The sequence below is a fragment of the Micromonospora sp. WMMC273 genome (assembly GCF_027460285.1).
GTDB lineage: Bacteria > Actinomycetota > Actinomycetes > Mycobacteriales > Micromonosporaceae > Micromonospora > Micromonospora aurantiaca.
The window spans coordinates 1,227,808-1,242,651 of record NZ_JAPZBE010000001.1; the positions used below are offsets into that span (position 1 = coordinate 1,227,808).

Genomic DNA, 14,844 nt, shown 5'->3' on the forward strand with positions numbered 1-14,844 from the left:
TGGGTGACCGTTGCCGACGAGGGGGGCGAGGGCGTGACGACCAGCAAGTCACGGAACAAGGCCGGGGCGGGGCTGAAGATCGAGCGCGTCTGGACGACCGAGGGGGTGCATCCCTACGACGAGGTCGCCTGGGAGCGCCGCGACGTCGTCATGACGAACTGGCGGGACGGCTCGATCAACTTCGAGCAGCGCGGGGTGGAGTTCCCCGAGTCCTGGTCGGTGAACGCGGCGAACATCGTGACCACCAAGTACTTCCGGGGCGCGGTTGGGACCCCGGAGCGGGAGTGGTCGCTGCGGCAGCTGATCGACCGGGTGGTCGAGACCTACCGCACCGCCGGTGAGGAGTACGGCTACTTCGCCACCCCGGCCGACGCCGAGGTGTTCGCGCACGAGCTGACCTGGATGCTGCTGCACCAGGTGTTCAGCTTCAACTCGCCGGTGTGGTTCAACGTCGGCACGCCGTCGCCGCAGCAGGTCAGCGCCTGCTTCATCCTCTCCGTCGACGACTCGATGGACTCCATCCTCGACTGGTACAAGGAGGAGGGGCGGATCTTCCAGGGCGGCTCCGGCGCCGGGGTGAACCTGTCCCGCATCCGTTCCTCGAAGGAACTGCTCTCCTCCGGCGGCACCGCCTCCGGCCCGGTCAGCTTCATGCGCGGCGCGGACGCCTCCGCCGGCACCATCAAGTCCGGTGGCGCCACCCGGCGCGCCGCGAAGATGGTCATCCTCGACGTGGACCACCCGGACATCGAGGAGTTCGTGGCGACCAAGGCGCGCGAGGAGGACAAGATCCGCGCGCTGCGGGACGCCGGGTTCGACATGGACCTGGGCGGCGCCGACATCGTCAGCGTGCAGTATCAGAACGCCAACAACTCGGTCCGCGTCTCCGACGAGTTCATGACCGCGGTGGAGAACGGCGGCGGCTTCGACCTGCGCGGCCGGCTCGACGGGCAGACCATCGAGACGATCGACGCCAAGAAGCTGTTCCACACCATCTCCCAGGCCGCCTGGGAGTGCGCCGACCCGGGCCTGCAGTACGACGACACCATCAACGACTGGCACACCTGCCCGGAGACCGGGCGGATCACCGCGTCGAACCCGTGCTCGGAGTACCTGCACCTGGACAACTCCTCGTGCAACCTGGCCTCGCTGAACCTGATGAAGTTCCTCCGCGCCGACGGCGGCTTCGAGGTGGAGAAGTTCGTCAAGTCGGTCGAGTTCGTCATCACCGCGATGGACATCTCGATCTGCTTCGCCGACTTCCCGACCGAGAAGATCGGTGAGACCACCCGCGCCTACCGGCAGCTCGGCATCGGGTACGCCAACCTGGGCGCGCTGCTGATGGCCTCCGGCCTGCCGTACGACTCGGAGCAGGGCCGGGAGGTGTCCGCCGCGATCACCTCGCTGATGACCGGCACCGCCTACCGCCGTTCCGCCGAGCTGGCCGGCATCGTCGGCCCGTACGACGGCTACGCCCGCAACGCCGAGCCGCACAAGCGGGTCATGCGCAAGCACGCCGCCGCAAACGACGCGATCAAGGCGACCGGCACCGTGGCGACCGCCGTGCAGCGCGAGGCCACCAAGCAGTGGACGCTCGGCAACAAGCTCGGTGACAAGTTCGGTTGGCGCAACTCGCAGGCCAGCGTGCTCGCCCCGACCGGCACCATCGGCCTGATGATGGACTGCGACACCACGGGTGTCGAGCCGGACCTGGCACTGGTGAAGTTCAAGAAGCTGGTCGGCGGCGGCTCGATGCAGATCGTCAACCAGACCGTGCCGCGCGCCCTGCGCAGCCTCGGCTACCCCGAGGAGCAGGTCGAGGCGATCGTCGAGCACATCGCCGACCACGGCCACGTGGTGGACGCCCCGGGCCTCAAGCCGGAGCACTACCCGGTCTTCGACTGCGCGATGGGCGAGCGCTCGATCGCGCCGATGGGTCACGTGCGGATGATGGCGGCCGTCCAGCCGTTCATCTCCGGCGCCATCTCCAAGACGGTCAACATGCCGGAGCAGGCCACCGTCGAGGACGTCGAGAAGATCTACTTCGAGGGCTGGAAGCTCGGCCTCAAGGCGCTGGCGATCTACCGCGACAACTGCAAGGTCGGCCAGCCGCTGTCGGCTGCCAAGCCGAGCAAGGGCGCCGTCGAGGCCCAGGCCCCGGCCGCCACGCCGGAGAAGGTCGTGGAGAAGGTCGTCGAGTACCGCCCGGTGCGCAAGCGGCTGCCGAAGAAGCGCCCGTCGGAGACCATCTCGTTCTCGGTCGGCGGCGCGGAGGGCTACCTCACCGCCTCGTCCTACCCGGACGACGGCCTCGGCGAGGTCTTCCTCAAGATGTCGAAGCAGGGCTCGACCCTGGCCGGCGTGATGGACGCCTTCTCGGTGGCCATCTCCATCGGTCTCCAGTACGGCGTCCCGCTGGAGACGTACGTCAGCAAGTTCACAAACATGCGCTTCGAGCCGGCCGGCATGACCGACGACCCGGACGTGCGCATGGCCGCCTCGGTGATGGACTACATCTTCCGTCGCCTGGCGCTGGACTTCCTGCCGTACGACCGCCGCGCCGAGCTGGGCATCTTCACCGCCAAGGAGCGGGCCGCCCAGCTCGCGGCCGAGGCGGAGGCGGAGGCGAGCGGTGCGGACCTCACCGCGATGGCCGCCTCCGCCCCGGTCGAGGCGCCGGAGCCGAAGACCGGCCCGATCGCGCAGCCGGCGCAGGAGATGGCCGACGCCGCGGCCGTCAAGCCCGCGCCGTCTGTGGGTTCCAGCACCGAACTGCTGGAGGCCGTGATCGGCAAGGCCGCGGACGCGCCGCTCTGCTTCACCTGCGGCACGAAGATGCGGCCCGCCGGTAGCTGCTACGTCTGCGAGGGCTGCGGCTCCACCAGCGGCTGCAGCTGACATCGAGCTGAGTCGCATCTGCTGCGACAGCGACCGCCCGGTCCTCCAGGGGCCGGGCGGTCGCTGCGGCAGGGACGAGATGTCGTCGATCGTCAGACGGACGGGTCCCAGGCGATGAGCTGGTCGAAGATGCGGCGGTCGCCGTCCAGCTCCAGCTTCGGGGAATCCGGCGTGATGCGGCCGTAGAAGAACAGGACCAGGTCACTGGCAGTGCCCCGGGCGGAGACGAAGGCCGTGTCCCGGTCCGGGTCCTCACCGGCGGCCGGCTCGCCGAGCCGGCTGGCCTGTGCGCCGTCGCCGGACAGGCGAAGGCGCCACGAGCGGCCCTCGGTGGCGTGGTATTCGACGACGGCGGGTTCGTGCGGCCAGGCGACATCCGTCGAGCAGAGGGTGAACTGGCAGTCGTCGAAAGCGTCGAGGGCGACCTCGTCCGGCAGCGGCTCCGGGTTCCCCACGGCGAGCTGAGCGTCGTGGGTGTGCACAGCGATCTCGGCGACCTGGCGCCGAGCCCACGCGCCGGAGGTTTCCGGTGACTGCGAATCACCCCACCACGTCCAACACCGGCGGTCCGGGCCGGCCTCGCGCAGCGCGCTCGTCAGCCGCTCGACGGACTCGGTCCACCAGGCCAGGAGACCCTCGCGTTCCCGAGGCGCACCCGTGCCGTCGTCCCACACGGACTTGTCCGGGGGGCCGTCGGCCGGCCCTGCGGCGACGATGGCGGCCGACCTGCGGCGGCCCATGCCCAGGTGCTGTACGAGATCGAACAGCGTCCACTCCGGACAGCTCGGCACCGGCGTGTCGAGGCTGGGCGCCGCAGCGACCGCGGCGTGGAAAGCAGCCGACCGGTCGTCGATCAGCCGCAGGTGATCGGAAAACGTGAGAATCGTGTGCACCCGGGCTGTCTATCAGTGTTCTTCGACAGATGGACAGCGATATTCGCCGCGCACTCGACGGGCGGTGCCGGCGGTCATACCTCACCGCGTACGCGAGCTGGCATGCTCGGGAGATGAGCACGATCGACATCTATCGGGTCTTCGCCGACCGTGAGACGCGCGGCGTGTCCCCGGCGTACGAGCGGTTGTCGCGGGCGGTCGCCGGTGACCCGGAGCTGCTCGCCCTGCTCGACACGCTGCCGCCGGCCAAGCGTCAGCCGAACCTGCTGTTCGGGGTGGTGCGGCTGCTCGGCGGGCCGGTGGACGACCCGGCGGCGTTCCGCGCGTACGTGATGGGGCACTGGCCGGACGTCGCGGCGCAGATGCGGGTGCGGGCGACGCAGACGAACGAGGCGGGGCGCTGCGCGGCTCTGCTGCCGGTGCTCGCCGCGTTGCCGCAGCCGCTGGCGATGCTGGAGGTGGGCGCGTCCGCCGGGCTGTGCCTCTACCCGGACCGGTACGCCTACCGCTACGGCGACCGGCGGGTCGGCGACGGCGAGCCGATGCTCGACTGTGACCTGACCGGCGCCGAGCCGCCGGAGCGGTTGCCGGAGGTGGTGTGGCGGGCCGGGCTGGACGTGAATCCGCTCGACGTCACCGACCCGACCGACGTGGCCTGGCTGGAGGCGCTGATCTGGCCGGAACACCGGCACCGCCGGGAACGGCTGCGCGCCGCGGCGGCTGTTGCGGCGGCCGATCCGCCCCTACTGGTACGCGGTGATCTGGTCGACGACCTGCCGGCGCTGGCGGCGCAGGCCCCGGCCGGGGCGACGCTCGTGGTGTTCCACAGTTCGGTGCTCTACCAGGTGCCACCGCCGCGCCGGAACGCCTTCACCGAGCTGGTGCGGACCCTGCCCGGCCACTGGATCGCCAACGAGGACCCGTCGGTGCTGCCCCACGCCGACCTGCCCGAGCCGCCCGCCCAAGGCTTCCACAACGTCCTGGCCCTCGACGGCCGTCCCGTGGCCTGGACGACCGGCCACGGCCAGTCCCTCACCTGGTTCGGCTGACCCACCCACGCCCGCCCGGCCCGCCGTCTTCGTCGATCATGAAGTTGACGGCGCGACACGCCGGAGCGACGGCCGCCAACTTCATGATCGACGGAGGCTGGGCGGGCCGGGTGAGGGCGGGCAGGTGTTGGACTAGGGTCGGCGGGCGTGACCGAACCTGCCTGGCTGGTCGAGACGCGCGCCGCCTACGACGCCGCTGCCGAGGACTACGCTCGGCTGCTGCCCGACGTGGTGGAGCCACCGCTGGACCGGGCCCTGCTGGCCGCGTTCGCCGAGACGGTCGGGCCGGGGCGGCCCGTGCTGGAGGTGGGCTGCGGCACCGGCCGCGTCACCGCCCACCTGCACCGGCTCGGCCTCGACATCAGCGGCGTCGATCTGTCGCCCGGCATGGTGGCGGTGGCCCGCCGCGCGTACCCGGACCTGCGCTTCGAGGTCGGCTCGCTGACCGAGCTGGCCGTGCCGGACGGATCGCTGGCCGGGCTGGTCTCCTGGTACTCGGTCATCCACCTGCCACCGGAGCTGCTGCCCGAGGTGTTCGCCGGTTTCCACCGGGTGCTCGTCCCGGGCGGTCACCTGCTGCTCGCGGTGAAGGCAGGCGACCGGCTCGACCGACGGGAGCAGGCATACGGCCATTCCGTCGCCTTCGACGTCTACTGGCTGTCGCCGGATCGGCTGGCCGCGCAGCTCACGGCGGCCGGGTTCGTGGTGTCGGCGACGACGGTCCGCGCGCCGGTCGGCGGGGAGCGGCAGCCCCAGGCGTTCCTGCTCGCGCAGCGTCCGGCCGACTGAACATCCCCACGGCCGACACCCGATCCGTACCGCACGTGAGAACGGGACAGCGCAGAGTGGCCGCTCTGGCTAGGGTTGAGGATCTCGGCGGACGGAGACGTCATGCGCACCCGGATGCTCCTCGCGTCGACGCTGCCGTTGCTCTGGGGCGCTGTCGTCGGCTGGTGGACCCCACGCGGACCCGGCACGGTGGGCGCGGCACTCGCCTCCGTCGCGGTGAGCCTCGCCGTCGGGCTGGCCGCCGGGCGGCTGAGCCGGTCCCGCTGGTTCATGCTCGTCGCGCCGGTGGCCTTCGCGGTGGCTGTCGAGCTGGTCCGGCTGCGGCTGCGCGGGCCCACCGTCGACCGTCCGCACCTGTCCGGCTTCGGCGTCGTGGCGCTGCTCGCCGGCCGGGGCGTACACGGACTCCTGACCTTGTTGCCGCTGCTGGTCGGCGCCGCCCACGGCGCCGGCCTGGCCCGTCGCCTCGGCGCGGTGCCGCCGCGCCGGCCGGTGCCGCGCTGGGCGGGCCGGGTCGGCGTCGGCCTGCTGGCTGCGCTGCTCGCGCTCGTCACCGTCGGCGCGGCCGTGCCGGGCCGCACCGACCCGATCCCCGGCGGCATCGCCCGCTTCGACACCGTCGACTCCTCCGGGCGCGAGCTGGGCCTGCTGATCCGGGGTACGGACCGCAGCGCTCCGGTGCTGCTCGTGGTGCCCGGTCCGCCCGGCGGCTCGGAGATCGGCGCGGTCCGTCGCCACCTGCCCGAGTTGGAGCGCCGATTCGTGGTGGCCGTCTGGGACCGCGCCGGCGGGCCACGCTCCTGGTCGGGGTTCCGTGCCCCGTCGGGCTGGCACCTGGACGACGAGGTGGACGACCTGGTCGCCGTGACCCGGCACCTGCGGGAACGGCTGGGCCGGGATCGGATCCACCTGGTCGCGCACTCCGGCGGCACCATCGCCGGCCTGCTCGCCGTGCGGCAGCACCCGGAACTGTTCGCCGCGTACGTGGGCGTCGGGCAGGTGGTGAGCCTGCGCGAGGCCGATCGCAGCCAGTACGCCGACACCGTGGCCTGGGCCCGCCGCACCGGCCGGACGGCGCTCGCGGACCGGATGACCGCGCAGGGCCCGCCGCCCTACCGCGACGTCTGGGCGTACGAGCCGTTGCTGACAAACGAGGCCGGGGCCTTCCCGGTCGACCGGGAAGGCGCGAGCGAGGACGAGACCGGGACGGTCGGCAACCTGGGCGTGTCCGAGTACAGCCTGCTGGAGAAGGTGCACCTGTTCGGTTTCCTGGACGGCTGGGACGTGCTGTACCCCCGGTTGCAGGACATCGACTTCCGGCGGGACGTGCGGCAGCTCGCGGTGCCGGCGTACTTCGTGGACGGCGCGCAGGAGGTGCCGGGCCGGCTGCGCCTGTTCGACGAGTGGTACGCGCAGCTCCAGGCACCGCGCAAGGACCATCTGGTGATCCCGCGCGCCGGGCACCGTTCGATGTTCGAGCGGCCCGAGGCGTTCGTGCCGTACCTGGAACGCCTCCGGAGCGACGGCGGTCCGGGCGGAAACTAGGGCGGCCGTGGCGTCCGTAGACTTCAGCGGTGCGTGACGAGCTGGCGGACCGGCCCCTTACCGAACCGCACCCGTCGCGGCTGTCGCCGGACCACCCGGGGCGGGAACGCATCCTCGCCGCGCACGCCGCCGCCCTGGCCGCCGGGGAGGCCGGCTACCTGGACCCGGAGACCGGGCTGTTCGTGCTCAGCGCGGGATTCCTCGCCCGGCGCGGCACGTGCTGCGGGCGAGGCTGCCGGCACTGTCCGTACGTGGCCGATTAGGGGGCTTCCGTCCCCGCTGGGGCACGCCGTACGGTGTCCGACGGAACTCCGGCGGGTCGGACCCGCCGCCGACCGCGGAGGTCTCCCGTGCGTGCCCGATTCTGGCTGGCCGTTCCGGCCGTCCTGCTCGCCGCCGGCTGCGCCGACGAGGCGCCCACAGCGGCCGGGCCGCCGCCCCCGCCTCCGCCGGTCCCGGTCGCGGCGGCGTCCTCGGGCGGGGCGTGCCGGCTGCTCGACTTCGCGGTGATCGCCGAGCACACCGGCGGCACGTTCGACGTGGCGGCGGCCACCGAGCGGGGCGACACCCACACCTGCGTGGTCCGCGCCGCCGGGGCGGTGCTGCCGGAGCTGACGCTGTCGGTGACCGAGACGTCGATCGACGCCGCCACGTTCGCCCTGGACGTGCAGCCCAGCGGCGCGGCGAAGATCAGCAAGCTGGGCAAGGCCGCCTACCGGCGCACGCTGCCCAAGACCGCGAAGTCCGGGCCGGCCGCCGAGGTCGGCTGGCTGGCCACCGAGGGGCGGCTCGCCACGCTGCGCTGGACCGCCCCGACCGGCACCGCGAAAGCGGAGGCGGACAAGACGGCCGGCAAGCTGGTCACGCTGGCCAAGGTGATCGACACCCGGCAGCTCTGACCGGGAGCCGCGTCAGCGGGCCGCGACGAACACCCGGGACGCCACCTCGCGGGGCAGCCGGACACGGTCACCGGAGCGGTCGATGGAGACGGCGTCGCGTTCCTGCGCCACCGTCACCGTCGCGCCCGGGTCGACGCCGGCGGCGTGCAACTGCCGGAGCACGTCCGAGTCGGTCTGCACGCTCTCGCAGATCCGCCGCACCACGACAGTGCCGGACAGGCCGGGGAACGCCAGGTTGCGCTCACCCTCGACCGCGTCGGCGGGCACCTGGCCCGGGTCGCCCAGCTCCTCCAGGCCCGGGATCGGGTTGCCGTACGGCGAGCGGGTCGGGCGGTTGAGCAGGTCGAAGACCCGCTTCTCCACCGCGTCGCTCATCACGTGCTCCCACCGGCAGGCCTCCTCGTGGGCCTCCTCGTAGGGCATCCCGATCACGTTCACCAGCAGCAGCTCGGCCAGCCGGTGCTTGCGCATCACGGACACGGCGGTGTTGCGGCCCTGCGGCGTGAGGGTCAGGTGCCGGTCGCCCTCGACGGTGAGCAGGCCGTCGCGCTCCATGCGGGCGACGGTCTGGCTGACGGTCGGGCCACTCTGCTTCAGCCGCTCGGCGATGCGGGCACGAAGCGGCGGCACCCCCTCCTCCTCGAGTTCGAGGATGGTGCGCAGGTACATCTCGGTGGTGTCAACAAGGTCGTGCTTCACGTCTGCGGCCTCCTGGGCTCCGATGGTACCCGTTACCACCGACCATCGACGGAGGCGAAGCCGGAGGTGGCGCGCCGAATGGTGTTGACTGGACCGTATGTCCGCCACCGCAGACCTGCTGGTCGAGCCCGACCGGCTCGCCGCCGAACTCGATCACGCCGACCCGCCGACCCTGCTCGACGTCCGCTGGCGGCTGACCGGCCCGCCCGGGCGTGACGACTACGCCGCGGGTCACCTGCCCGGCGCCGTCTTCGTCGACCTGGACACCGAGCTGTGCGGGCCGCCCGGCGCCGCCGGGCGGCACCCGCTTTCGGACCCGGCGGCGTTGCAGGCCGCGCTGCGGGCGGCGGGCGTCCGCGCCGGTCATCCGGTGGTCGTGTACGACGGCGGCGACGGCATGTCCGCCGCCCGCGCCTGGTGGACGCTGCGCTGGGCCGGGCACCGGCAGGTGCGGGTGCTGCACGGCGGCTTCCCGGCCTGGACGGCCGCCGGGCTGCCGGTCGGCACCAGCGTGCCCGCCCCGGCGCCGGGTGACGTGACAGTGGCGCCCGGCGCGCTGCCGGTGCTGGACGCCGCGCAGGCCGCCCGGCTCGCCGCCGCCGAGCCCGGCGTGCTGATCGACGTCCGGGCCGCGCCGCGCTACCGGGGCGAGCACGAGCCGGTCGACCCGGTCGCCGGGCACGTGCCGGGCGCGGTCAACCTGCCCGCCCCGGAGTACGTCACGCAGGGCCGGTTCCCCGACGCCGGGGCGCTGCGGGAGCGGTTCGCCGCCGCCGGGGTGGACGCGGACGCGCCGGTCGGTGCGTACTGCGGCTCCGGGGTGACCGCCGCGCAGGCCGTGCTCGCGTTGCACCTGGCCGGTCGCCCGGACGCCGCGTTGTACGTCGGCTCGTGGAGCGAGTGGGTGGCCGACAGGGACCGTCCGGTCGCGACAGGTGGCACGTCCGGCCGGTGAGCGTACGACTGGTGGGCGCGCCCCGGACCACGTGCGACGATGGCCGCATGGCCGACGACACGGTGGTGGTGTGGGACGAGGCTCTCCTCGCCTACGACATGGGCGACCATCCCCTCGACCCGGTCCGGGTCGAGCTGACGATGGCGCTCGCCCGTGAACTGGGTGTGCTGGACCGGCCCGGCGTACGGCTGGTCAAGCCCGAGCCGGCCGACGACGCGCTGCTCACCCGCGTACACGATCCGGCCTACCTGGACGCGGTCCGGTCCGCGCCGCGTGACCCGCTGTTCGCCGGCTTCGGTCTGGGCACCTCGGACAATCCGGTCTTCGACGGGATGCACGAGGCGAGTGCGCTGATCGCCGGCGCCACGACGGCCGCGGCCGAGGCGGTGTGGCGTGGCGAGGCCCGGCGCGCGGTGAGCGTCGCCGGCGGGCTGCACCACGCCATGCCCGCCCGGGCCGCCGGGTTCTGCGTCTACAACGACCCGGCCGTGGCCGTCGCGCGGCTGCTCGACCTCGGCGCGGAGCGGATCGCGTACGTGGACGTGGACGTGCACCACGGCGACGGCGTGCAGGAGATCTTCTACCGCGACCCGCGGGTGCTCACGATCAGCCTGCACGAGACGCCGCTCGCGCTGTTCCCCGGCACCGGGTTCCCGGACGAGACCGGCGGACCGGGCGCGGAGGGCACCGCCGTCAACGTGCCGCTGCCGCCGGGTGTGGGTGACGCGGGCTGGCAGCGGGCGTTCCACGCGATCGTGCCGTCGGTGCTGCGCGCGTTCCGGCCGCAGGTGCTCGTCACCCAGTGCGGCGCCGACGGGCACCGCAAGGATCCGCTGGCCGACCTGCACCTGTCGGTGGACGGGCAGCGGGCCACGTACCGCTCGCTGCGGGCGCTCGCCGACGAGCTGTGCGACGGCCGCTGGGTCGCCACCGGCGGCGGCGGGTACGCGCTGGTCGAGGTGGTGCCCCGGGCGTGGACGCACCTGCTCGCGATCGCCACCGGTGAGCCGGTCGACCCGGCGACGCTGACCCCGCCCGGCTGGCGGGAGCTGGCCGCGCGGCGGCTACCCGGGCACGACGTGCCGTTGCGGATGACCGACGACGTGGACCCGGCGTACCTGCCGTGGCAGCCCAGCGGCGAGCCGAACGCGGTGGACCGGGCCGTCGCAGCCACCCGCAAGGCCGTCTTCCCGCTGCTCGGGCTCGATCCGCACGATCCGCGCGACTGAGCCGGCGGCAGGGGAGGACCGACCGGTGACCACAGTCGAACAACCGCTGGACGTGCTGCTCAGCGACGGCACGACCGTCCAGCTGCGACAGATCCGTCCGGAGGACGCGCCCGAGATCGTGGCCATGCACGGCCGTTTCTCGGAGCGCACCCGATACCTGCGGTACTTCTCGCCGTACCCGCGTATCCCGGAACGCGACCTGAAGCGTTTCGTCAACGTCGACCACCGCGACCGGGAGGCGTTCGTGGTGCTGGCCGGCGAGCGGATCGTCGCGGTCGGCCGCTACGAGCGGCTCGGCCCCGCCTCGCCGGAGGCCGAGGTGGCGTTCGTGGTCGAGGACGCCTACCAGGGCCGGGGCATCGGCTCGGTGCTGCTGGAGCACCTGGCCGACGCGGCCGGGCGCCACGGGATCGTGCACTTCGTCGCCGAGGTGCTCCCCGCAAACGGGACGATGCTGCGGGTCTTCGCCGACTTCGGCTACCAGGTCCAGCGCCAGTACGCCGACGGCGTGGTGCACCTGAGCTTCCCGATCGCGCCCACCGAGGCGACTCTCGAGGTGCAACGCGGCCGGGAGCACCGCACGGAGGCGCGGTCGATCGCCCGGCTGCTCGCGCCGCGCGGCATCGCCGTTTACGGCGCCAGCACCACCGGCCAGGGCGTCGGCGCGGCGCTGCTCGGGCACCTGCGCGACGGCGGCTTCGCCGGGGCGATCGTGCCCGTGCACCCGAGCGCGTCGACGGTGGCGGGGCTGCCCGCGTACCCGTCGGCCGCCGACGCGGGCCAGGACGTCGATCTCGCCGTGGTGGCGGTCCCGCCGGACGCGGTGACCGACGTGGTCCGCGACGCGGCACGCGCGGGCGCGCACGGGCTGGTGGTGATCTCGGCCGGGTTCGCCGAGTCCGGCCCGGCCGGCGCGGCGGCACAGCGCGCGCTGGTCCGCGCCGCGCACCTGGCCGGCATGCGGGTGGTCGGCCCGAACTGCCTCGGCGTCGCCAACACCGACCCGGCGGTACGCCTCAACGCCACGCTCGCCCCGGTGCTGCCGGCGGCGGGCCGGGTCGGCGTGTTCAGCCAGTCCGGCGCGTTCGGGGTGGCGCTGCTGGCCGAGGCGTCCCGGCGCGGGCTCGGCCTGTCCAGCTTCGTCTCGGCCGGCAACCGGGCCGACGTGTCCGGCAACGACCTGCTGCAGTACTGGCAGGACGACCCGGCCACCGACGTCATCACGCTCTACCTGGAGACGTTCGGCAACCCGCGCAAGTTCGCCCGGCTGGCCCGGCGCATCGGCCGCAGCAAGCCGGTGGTGGCACTCGCCTCGCTGGCCCGGCCGCCGGGCGTGGGGGAGGCACCCGCGCTGGACGCGGCGGCGGTGAGCGCGCTGTTCGCCCAGTCCGGGGTGATCCGGGTGGACACCGTGTCCGAGCTGCTCGACGTGGGCGTGCTGCTGGCCCACCAGCCGCTGCCGGCCGGGCGGCGGGTCGCCGTGGTGGGCAACTCGTCGGCGCTGACCGGGCTGGCCGCGACCGCCTGCGCCGCCCAGGGACTGGCAGTCGCCGACGGCTACCCGCAGGACGTGGGGCCGAGCGCCGGGGCCGCCGCGTACGCCGCCGCGCTCGGTGACGCGGTCGCCGACGAGCGGGTGGACGCCGTGGTGGCGGTGTTCGCGCCGCCGCTGCCGGGCCAGCTCGCCGACCCGGTGGCCGACTTCGCCTCGGCGCTGCCCGACGCGCGGGTCACCGGCAAGCCGGTGGTGGCGACGTTCCTGGCCGGGCTGGTGCCGGCCGGGGTGCCGGCGTACCCGAGCGTGGAGGAGGCGGTACGCGCGCTGGGCCGGGTGACCGCGTACGCGGACTGGCTGCGCCGGCCACCGGGCGTGCTCCCGGAACTGGCCGACGTGGACCGCGCGGCGGGGCACGCCGCGCTGCGCCCGGACGGGGCCGACTCGGCGGCGTTGCTGCGCGCGTACGGGATCGACGTGGTGGACTCGGTGCCGGCCCGCTCGGCCGAGGAAGCGGCGGCGGTGGGGGAGCGGCTCGGCTGGCCGGTGGCGCTCAAGGCCGCCGCCCCCGGGCTGCGGCACCGCCTCGACCTCGGCGCGGTACGTCTCGACCTGGCCGACGCCGCCGCGCTGCGCCGCGCGTACGCCGAGATGGCCCCGGTGTTCGGCGCGGAGGTGCTGGTCCAGCCGATGGTCGCGCCCGGCGTGGCGTGCGTGGTGGAACTGGTGGAGGATCCGGCGTTCGGGCCGGTGGTCGGGTTCGGGCTCGGCGGCGTGGCGACCGAGCTGCTCGGCGACCGGGCCTGGCGAGCGGTCCCGCTCACCGACCGGGACGCCGCCGAGCTGGTCGACGAACCCCGCGCGGCGCCGCTGCTGCGCGGGCACCGGGGTGCCGCGCCGGTGGACCGGGCGGCCCTTGTCGACCTGCTGGTGCGGGTCGGCCGGCTCGCCGACGAGCAGCCCCGGGTGCGGTCGCTCACGCTGAATCCGGTGCTGGCCCGGCCGGACGGCATCTCGGTGCTGCACGCCACCGTGCGCACCGGCGCCGAGGCCGCCCGCCCCGACACCGGCCCGCGAAGGTTGTAGACCTCAGCCGCGGTCGGAGATCTGCTGCACCGACCACTCGTTGCCGTCCGGGTCGCGGAGGAACAGGAAGCCGACGTTGTCCAGCGGGTGCGGCACCGGGTACGGGTTCTGGCCCATCACCTGGATCTCGCTCACCTCGACGCCCCGCTCGACCAGTTCGGTGCGCGCCCGCTCCAGGTCCGGTACGACCAGTTGCACGCCCTTGAGCGAGCCCGGCGGCATCTCCGGTACGACGCCCCGGCCGAGGACGATCGAGCAGCCGGAGCCCGGGGGAGTGAGCTGGACGATCCGCCCCGCGCCGCCCAGGTCCGTGTCGTGGTCGACGACGAAGCCGAGCCGTTGCGCGTAGAACTCCTTGGCCCGGTCCACGTCGGAGACCGGTACGACCACCACTTCCAGCGTCCAGTTCATGTCGTCGCTCCTGTCGTCGAATCGGTGTGCAGCACTGCCGCGAGCCGGTCGAACGCCTCGCTCAGGCCGCGGGTCATCGGATAGCGCAGGACGGTGTCGCGCCCCTGCGCGGTGGCGTACCGCAGATGGGTGACGACCGTGGTCCGGTCCGACGGGCCGGTGAAGTCGTGGCGGACGAGCGTCTCGCCCGGATAGGACTGGTCGTCGAAGAGTTCGGTGCAGACCAGCCGTGAGGGCGGGTCGACCTCCCGGTACGTGCCGCCCTGACCCATCAGGTCGCCGTCCGGCCCCCGGGAGACGAACCGCCAGCGCCCGCCCACCCGCAGGTCCACCTCGCACTCGACGAGGTGCCAGCCCCGGGCGCCCCACCAGCGGACCAGCAGCTCGGGGCGGGTGAAGGCGGCGAACACGAGGTGGCGCGGAGCGGCGAAGTCGCGGCTGAGCCGGATCTCCCGGTCGCCGGGCAGGCTGACGGTCAGGCCGGTCACCGCTGCTCCTCGGCGGTCAGTTCGGCGAGCACCTCGTCCAGCCGCGCGTAGCTCTCGGCCCAGTAGTCCCGGTAGTCCGCCAGCCACGCGACCGCCTCCCGCAGCGGCCGGGCGTCGAGCCGGCAGGGACGGCGTTGCGCGTCCCGGCCCCGGGTGACCAGGCCGGCGCGTTCGAGCACCTTGAGGTGCTTGGAGACGGCCGGCTGGCTCATCGCGAACGGCTCGGCCAGCTCGGTGACAGTCGCCTCCCCGGCGGCCAGCCGGGTGAGGATGGCGCGCCGGGTGGGGTCGGCGAGCGCGGCGAAGGTGGCGTCGAGCAGATCCGGGGGCACTTTCATAACCTCCTGGTTGTGTAACCAGTCGGTTCTATATCGTGGGAGCGCCCGGGTCAAGCACGACAGGCCCCGG

Annotated in this window: 14 protein-coding genes; 9 read left to right on the forward strand and 5 right to left on the reverse strand. The window is 73.6% G+C overall.

What is annotated here, in order from left to right; all coding sequences use genetic code 11:
- Nucleotides 1-3: 3 nt before the first annotated feature.
- Entirely contained in the window at nucleotides 4-2,898 is a 2,895-nt protein-coding gene (locus O7611_RS05920; protein ID WP_194802977.1) for a vitamin B12-dependent ribonucleotide reductase, read from the forward strand.
- A gap of 92 nt (nucleotides 2,899-2,990) precedes the next feature.
- On the opposite strand, the gene O7611_RS05925 is transcribed toward O7611_RS05920, so the two are convergent.
- Nucleotides 2,991-3,791, reverse strand: a complete 801-nt coding sequence (locus O7611_RS05925; RefSeq protein ID WP_194802978.1) for a maleylpyruvate isomerase N-terminal domain-containing protein — start codon at nucleotides 3,789-3,791, stop codon at nucleotides 2,991-2,993.
- 113 nt (nucleotides 3,792-3,904) lie between these two features.
- Between O7611_RS05925 and O7611_RS05930 the strand changes: the two genes are divergently transcribed.
- From O7611_RS05930 to O7611_RS05950, 5 genes are all read left to right on the forward strand, one after another.
- The gene (locus O7611_RS05930; RefSeq protein WP_269696342.1) at nucleotides 3,905-4,840 is read left to right on the forward strand and encodes a DUF2332 domain-containing protein; all 936 of its coding nucleotides are present in this window, start codon (nucleotides 3,905-3,907) and stop codon (nucleotides 4,838-4,840) included.
- A 147-nt stretch (nucleotides 4,841-4,987) separates the two neighbouring features.
- Complete coding sequence (locus O7611_RS05935; protein WP_269696343.1) at nucleotides 4,988-5,629, forward strand: class I SAM-dependent DNA methyltransferase; 642 nt, start codon at nucleotides 4,988-4,990, stop codon at nucleotides 5,627-5,629.
- 102 nt (nucleotides 5,630-5,731) lie between these two features.
- On the forward strand, nucleotides 5,732-7,174 hold the full coding sequence (locus O7611_RS05940; protein WP_269696344.1) for an alpha/beta hydrolase: 1,443 nt from the start codon (nucleotides 5,732-5,734) through the stop codon (nucleotides 7,172-7,174).
- A gap of 29 nt (nucleotides 7,175-7,203) precedes the next feature.
- Nucleotides 7,204-7,437 carry a DUF5522 domain-containing protein gene (locus tag O7611_RS05945; RefSeq protein ID WP_269696345.1) on the forward strand — a complete coding sequence of 78 codons (234 nt, stop codon included), beginning with the start codon at nucleotides 7,204-7,206 and terminating at the stop codon, nucleotides 7,435-7,437.
- Nucleotides 7,438-7,524: 87 nt separating this feature from the next.
- Entirely contained in the window at nucleotides 7,525-8,073 is a 549-nt protein-coding gene (locus O7611_RS05950; RefSeq protein ID WP_135238924.1) for a hypothetical protein, read from the forward strand.
- Between the two features lie 12 nt (nucleotides 8,074-8,085).
- Here the strand turns inward: O7611_RS05950 and O7611_RS05955 are convergent, their stop codons facing one another.
- Nucleotides 8,086-8,772, reverse strand: a complete 687-nt coding sequence (locus O7611_RS05955; RefSeq protein ID WP_135238925.1) for a metal-dependent transcriptional regulator — start codon at nucleotides 8,770-8,772, stop codon at nucleotides 8,086-8,088.
- Between the two features lie 97 nt (nucleotides 8,773-8,869).
- Here O7611_RS05955 and O7611_RS05960 point away from each other — a divergent pair, with 97 nt between their 5' ends.
- From O7611_RS05960 to O7611_RS05970, 3 genes are read left to right on the forward strand one after another with little or no spacing between them, the layout of a single operon-like run.
- Complete coding sequence (locus tag O7611_RS05960) at nucleotides 8,870-9,727, forward strand: sulfurtransferase (RefSeq protein WP_269696346.1); 858 nt, start codon at nucleotides 8,870-8,872, stop codon at nucleotides 9,725-9,727.
- 47 nt (nucleotides 9,728-9,774) lie between these two features.
- A complete protein-coding gene (locus tag O7611_RS05965) occupies nucleotides 9,775-10,956 on the forward strand; it encodes an acetoin utilization protein AcuC (RefSeq protein ID WP_194802983.1) in 1,182 nt (393 codons plus the stop codon).
- Nucleotides 10,957-10,981: 25 nt separating this feature from the next.
- Nucleotides 10,982-13,537 (forward strand): bifunctional acetate--CoA ligase family protein/GNAT family N-acetyltransferase, encoded by a 2,556-nt coding sequence (locus O7611_RS05970; RefSeq protein ID WP_194802984.1) that lies wholly within the window; start codon nucleotides 10,982-10,984, stop codon nucleotides 13,535-13,537.
- Between the two features lie 3 nt (nucleotides 13,538-13,540).
- Here O7611_RS05970 and O7611_RS05975 read toward each other — a convergent pair whose 3' ends face one another.
- From O7611_RS05975 to O7611_RS05985, 3 genes are read right to left on the reverse strand one after another with little or no spacing between them, the layout of a single operon-like run.
- Entirely contained in the window at nucleotides 13,541-13,948 is a 408-nt protein-coding gene (locus O7611_RS05975; RefSeq protein ID WP_194802985.1) for a VOC family protein, read from the reverse strand.
- A complete protein-coding gene (locus O7611_RS05980; protein ID WP_194802986.1) occupies nucleotides 13,945-14,436 on the reverse strand; it encodes an SRPBCC family protein in 492 nt (163 codons plus the stop codon). The genes O7611_RS05975 and O7611_RS05980 overlap by 4 nt, the downstream gene beginning before the upstream one ends.
- Entirely contained in the window at nucleotides 14,433-14,774 is a 342-nt protein-coding gene (locus O7611_RS05985) for an ArsR/SmtB family transcription factor (protein ID WP_370585021.1), read from the reverse strand. Before O7611_RS05985 ends, O7611_RS05980 begins: the two co-directional genes overlap by 4 nt.
- Between the last annotated feature and the right edge of the window lie 70 nt (nucleotides 14,775-14,844).

Coding starts and splice junctions, on each gene's coding strand:
- O7611_RS05975 (WP_194802985.1), bottom strand. CDS start 13,948: ATGAACTGGACGCTGGAAGTGGTGGTCGTACCGGTCTCCGACGTGGAC.
- O7611_RS05930 (WP_269696342.1), top strand. CDS start 3,905: ATGAGCACGATCGACATCTATCGGGTCTTCGCCGACCGTGAGACGCGC.
- O7611_RS05940 (WP_269696344.1), top strand. CDS start 5,732: ATGCGCACCCGGATGCTCCTCGCGTCGACGCTGCCGTTGCTCTGGGGC.
- O7611_RS05985 (WP_370585021.1), bottom strand. CDS start 14,774: ATGAAAGTGCCCCCGGATCTGCTCGACGCCACCTTCGCCGCGCTCGCC.
- O7611_RS05965 (WP_194802983.1), top strand. CDS start 9,775: ATGGCCGACGACACGGTGGTGGTGTGGGACGAGGCTCTCCTCGCCTAC.
- O7611_RS05960 (WP_269696346.1), top strand. CDS start 8,870: ATGTCCGCCACCGCAGACCTGCTGGTCGAGCCCGACCGGCTCGCCGCC.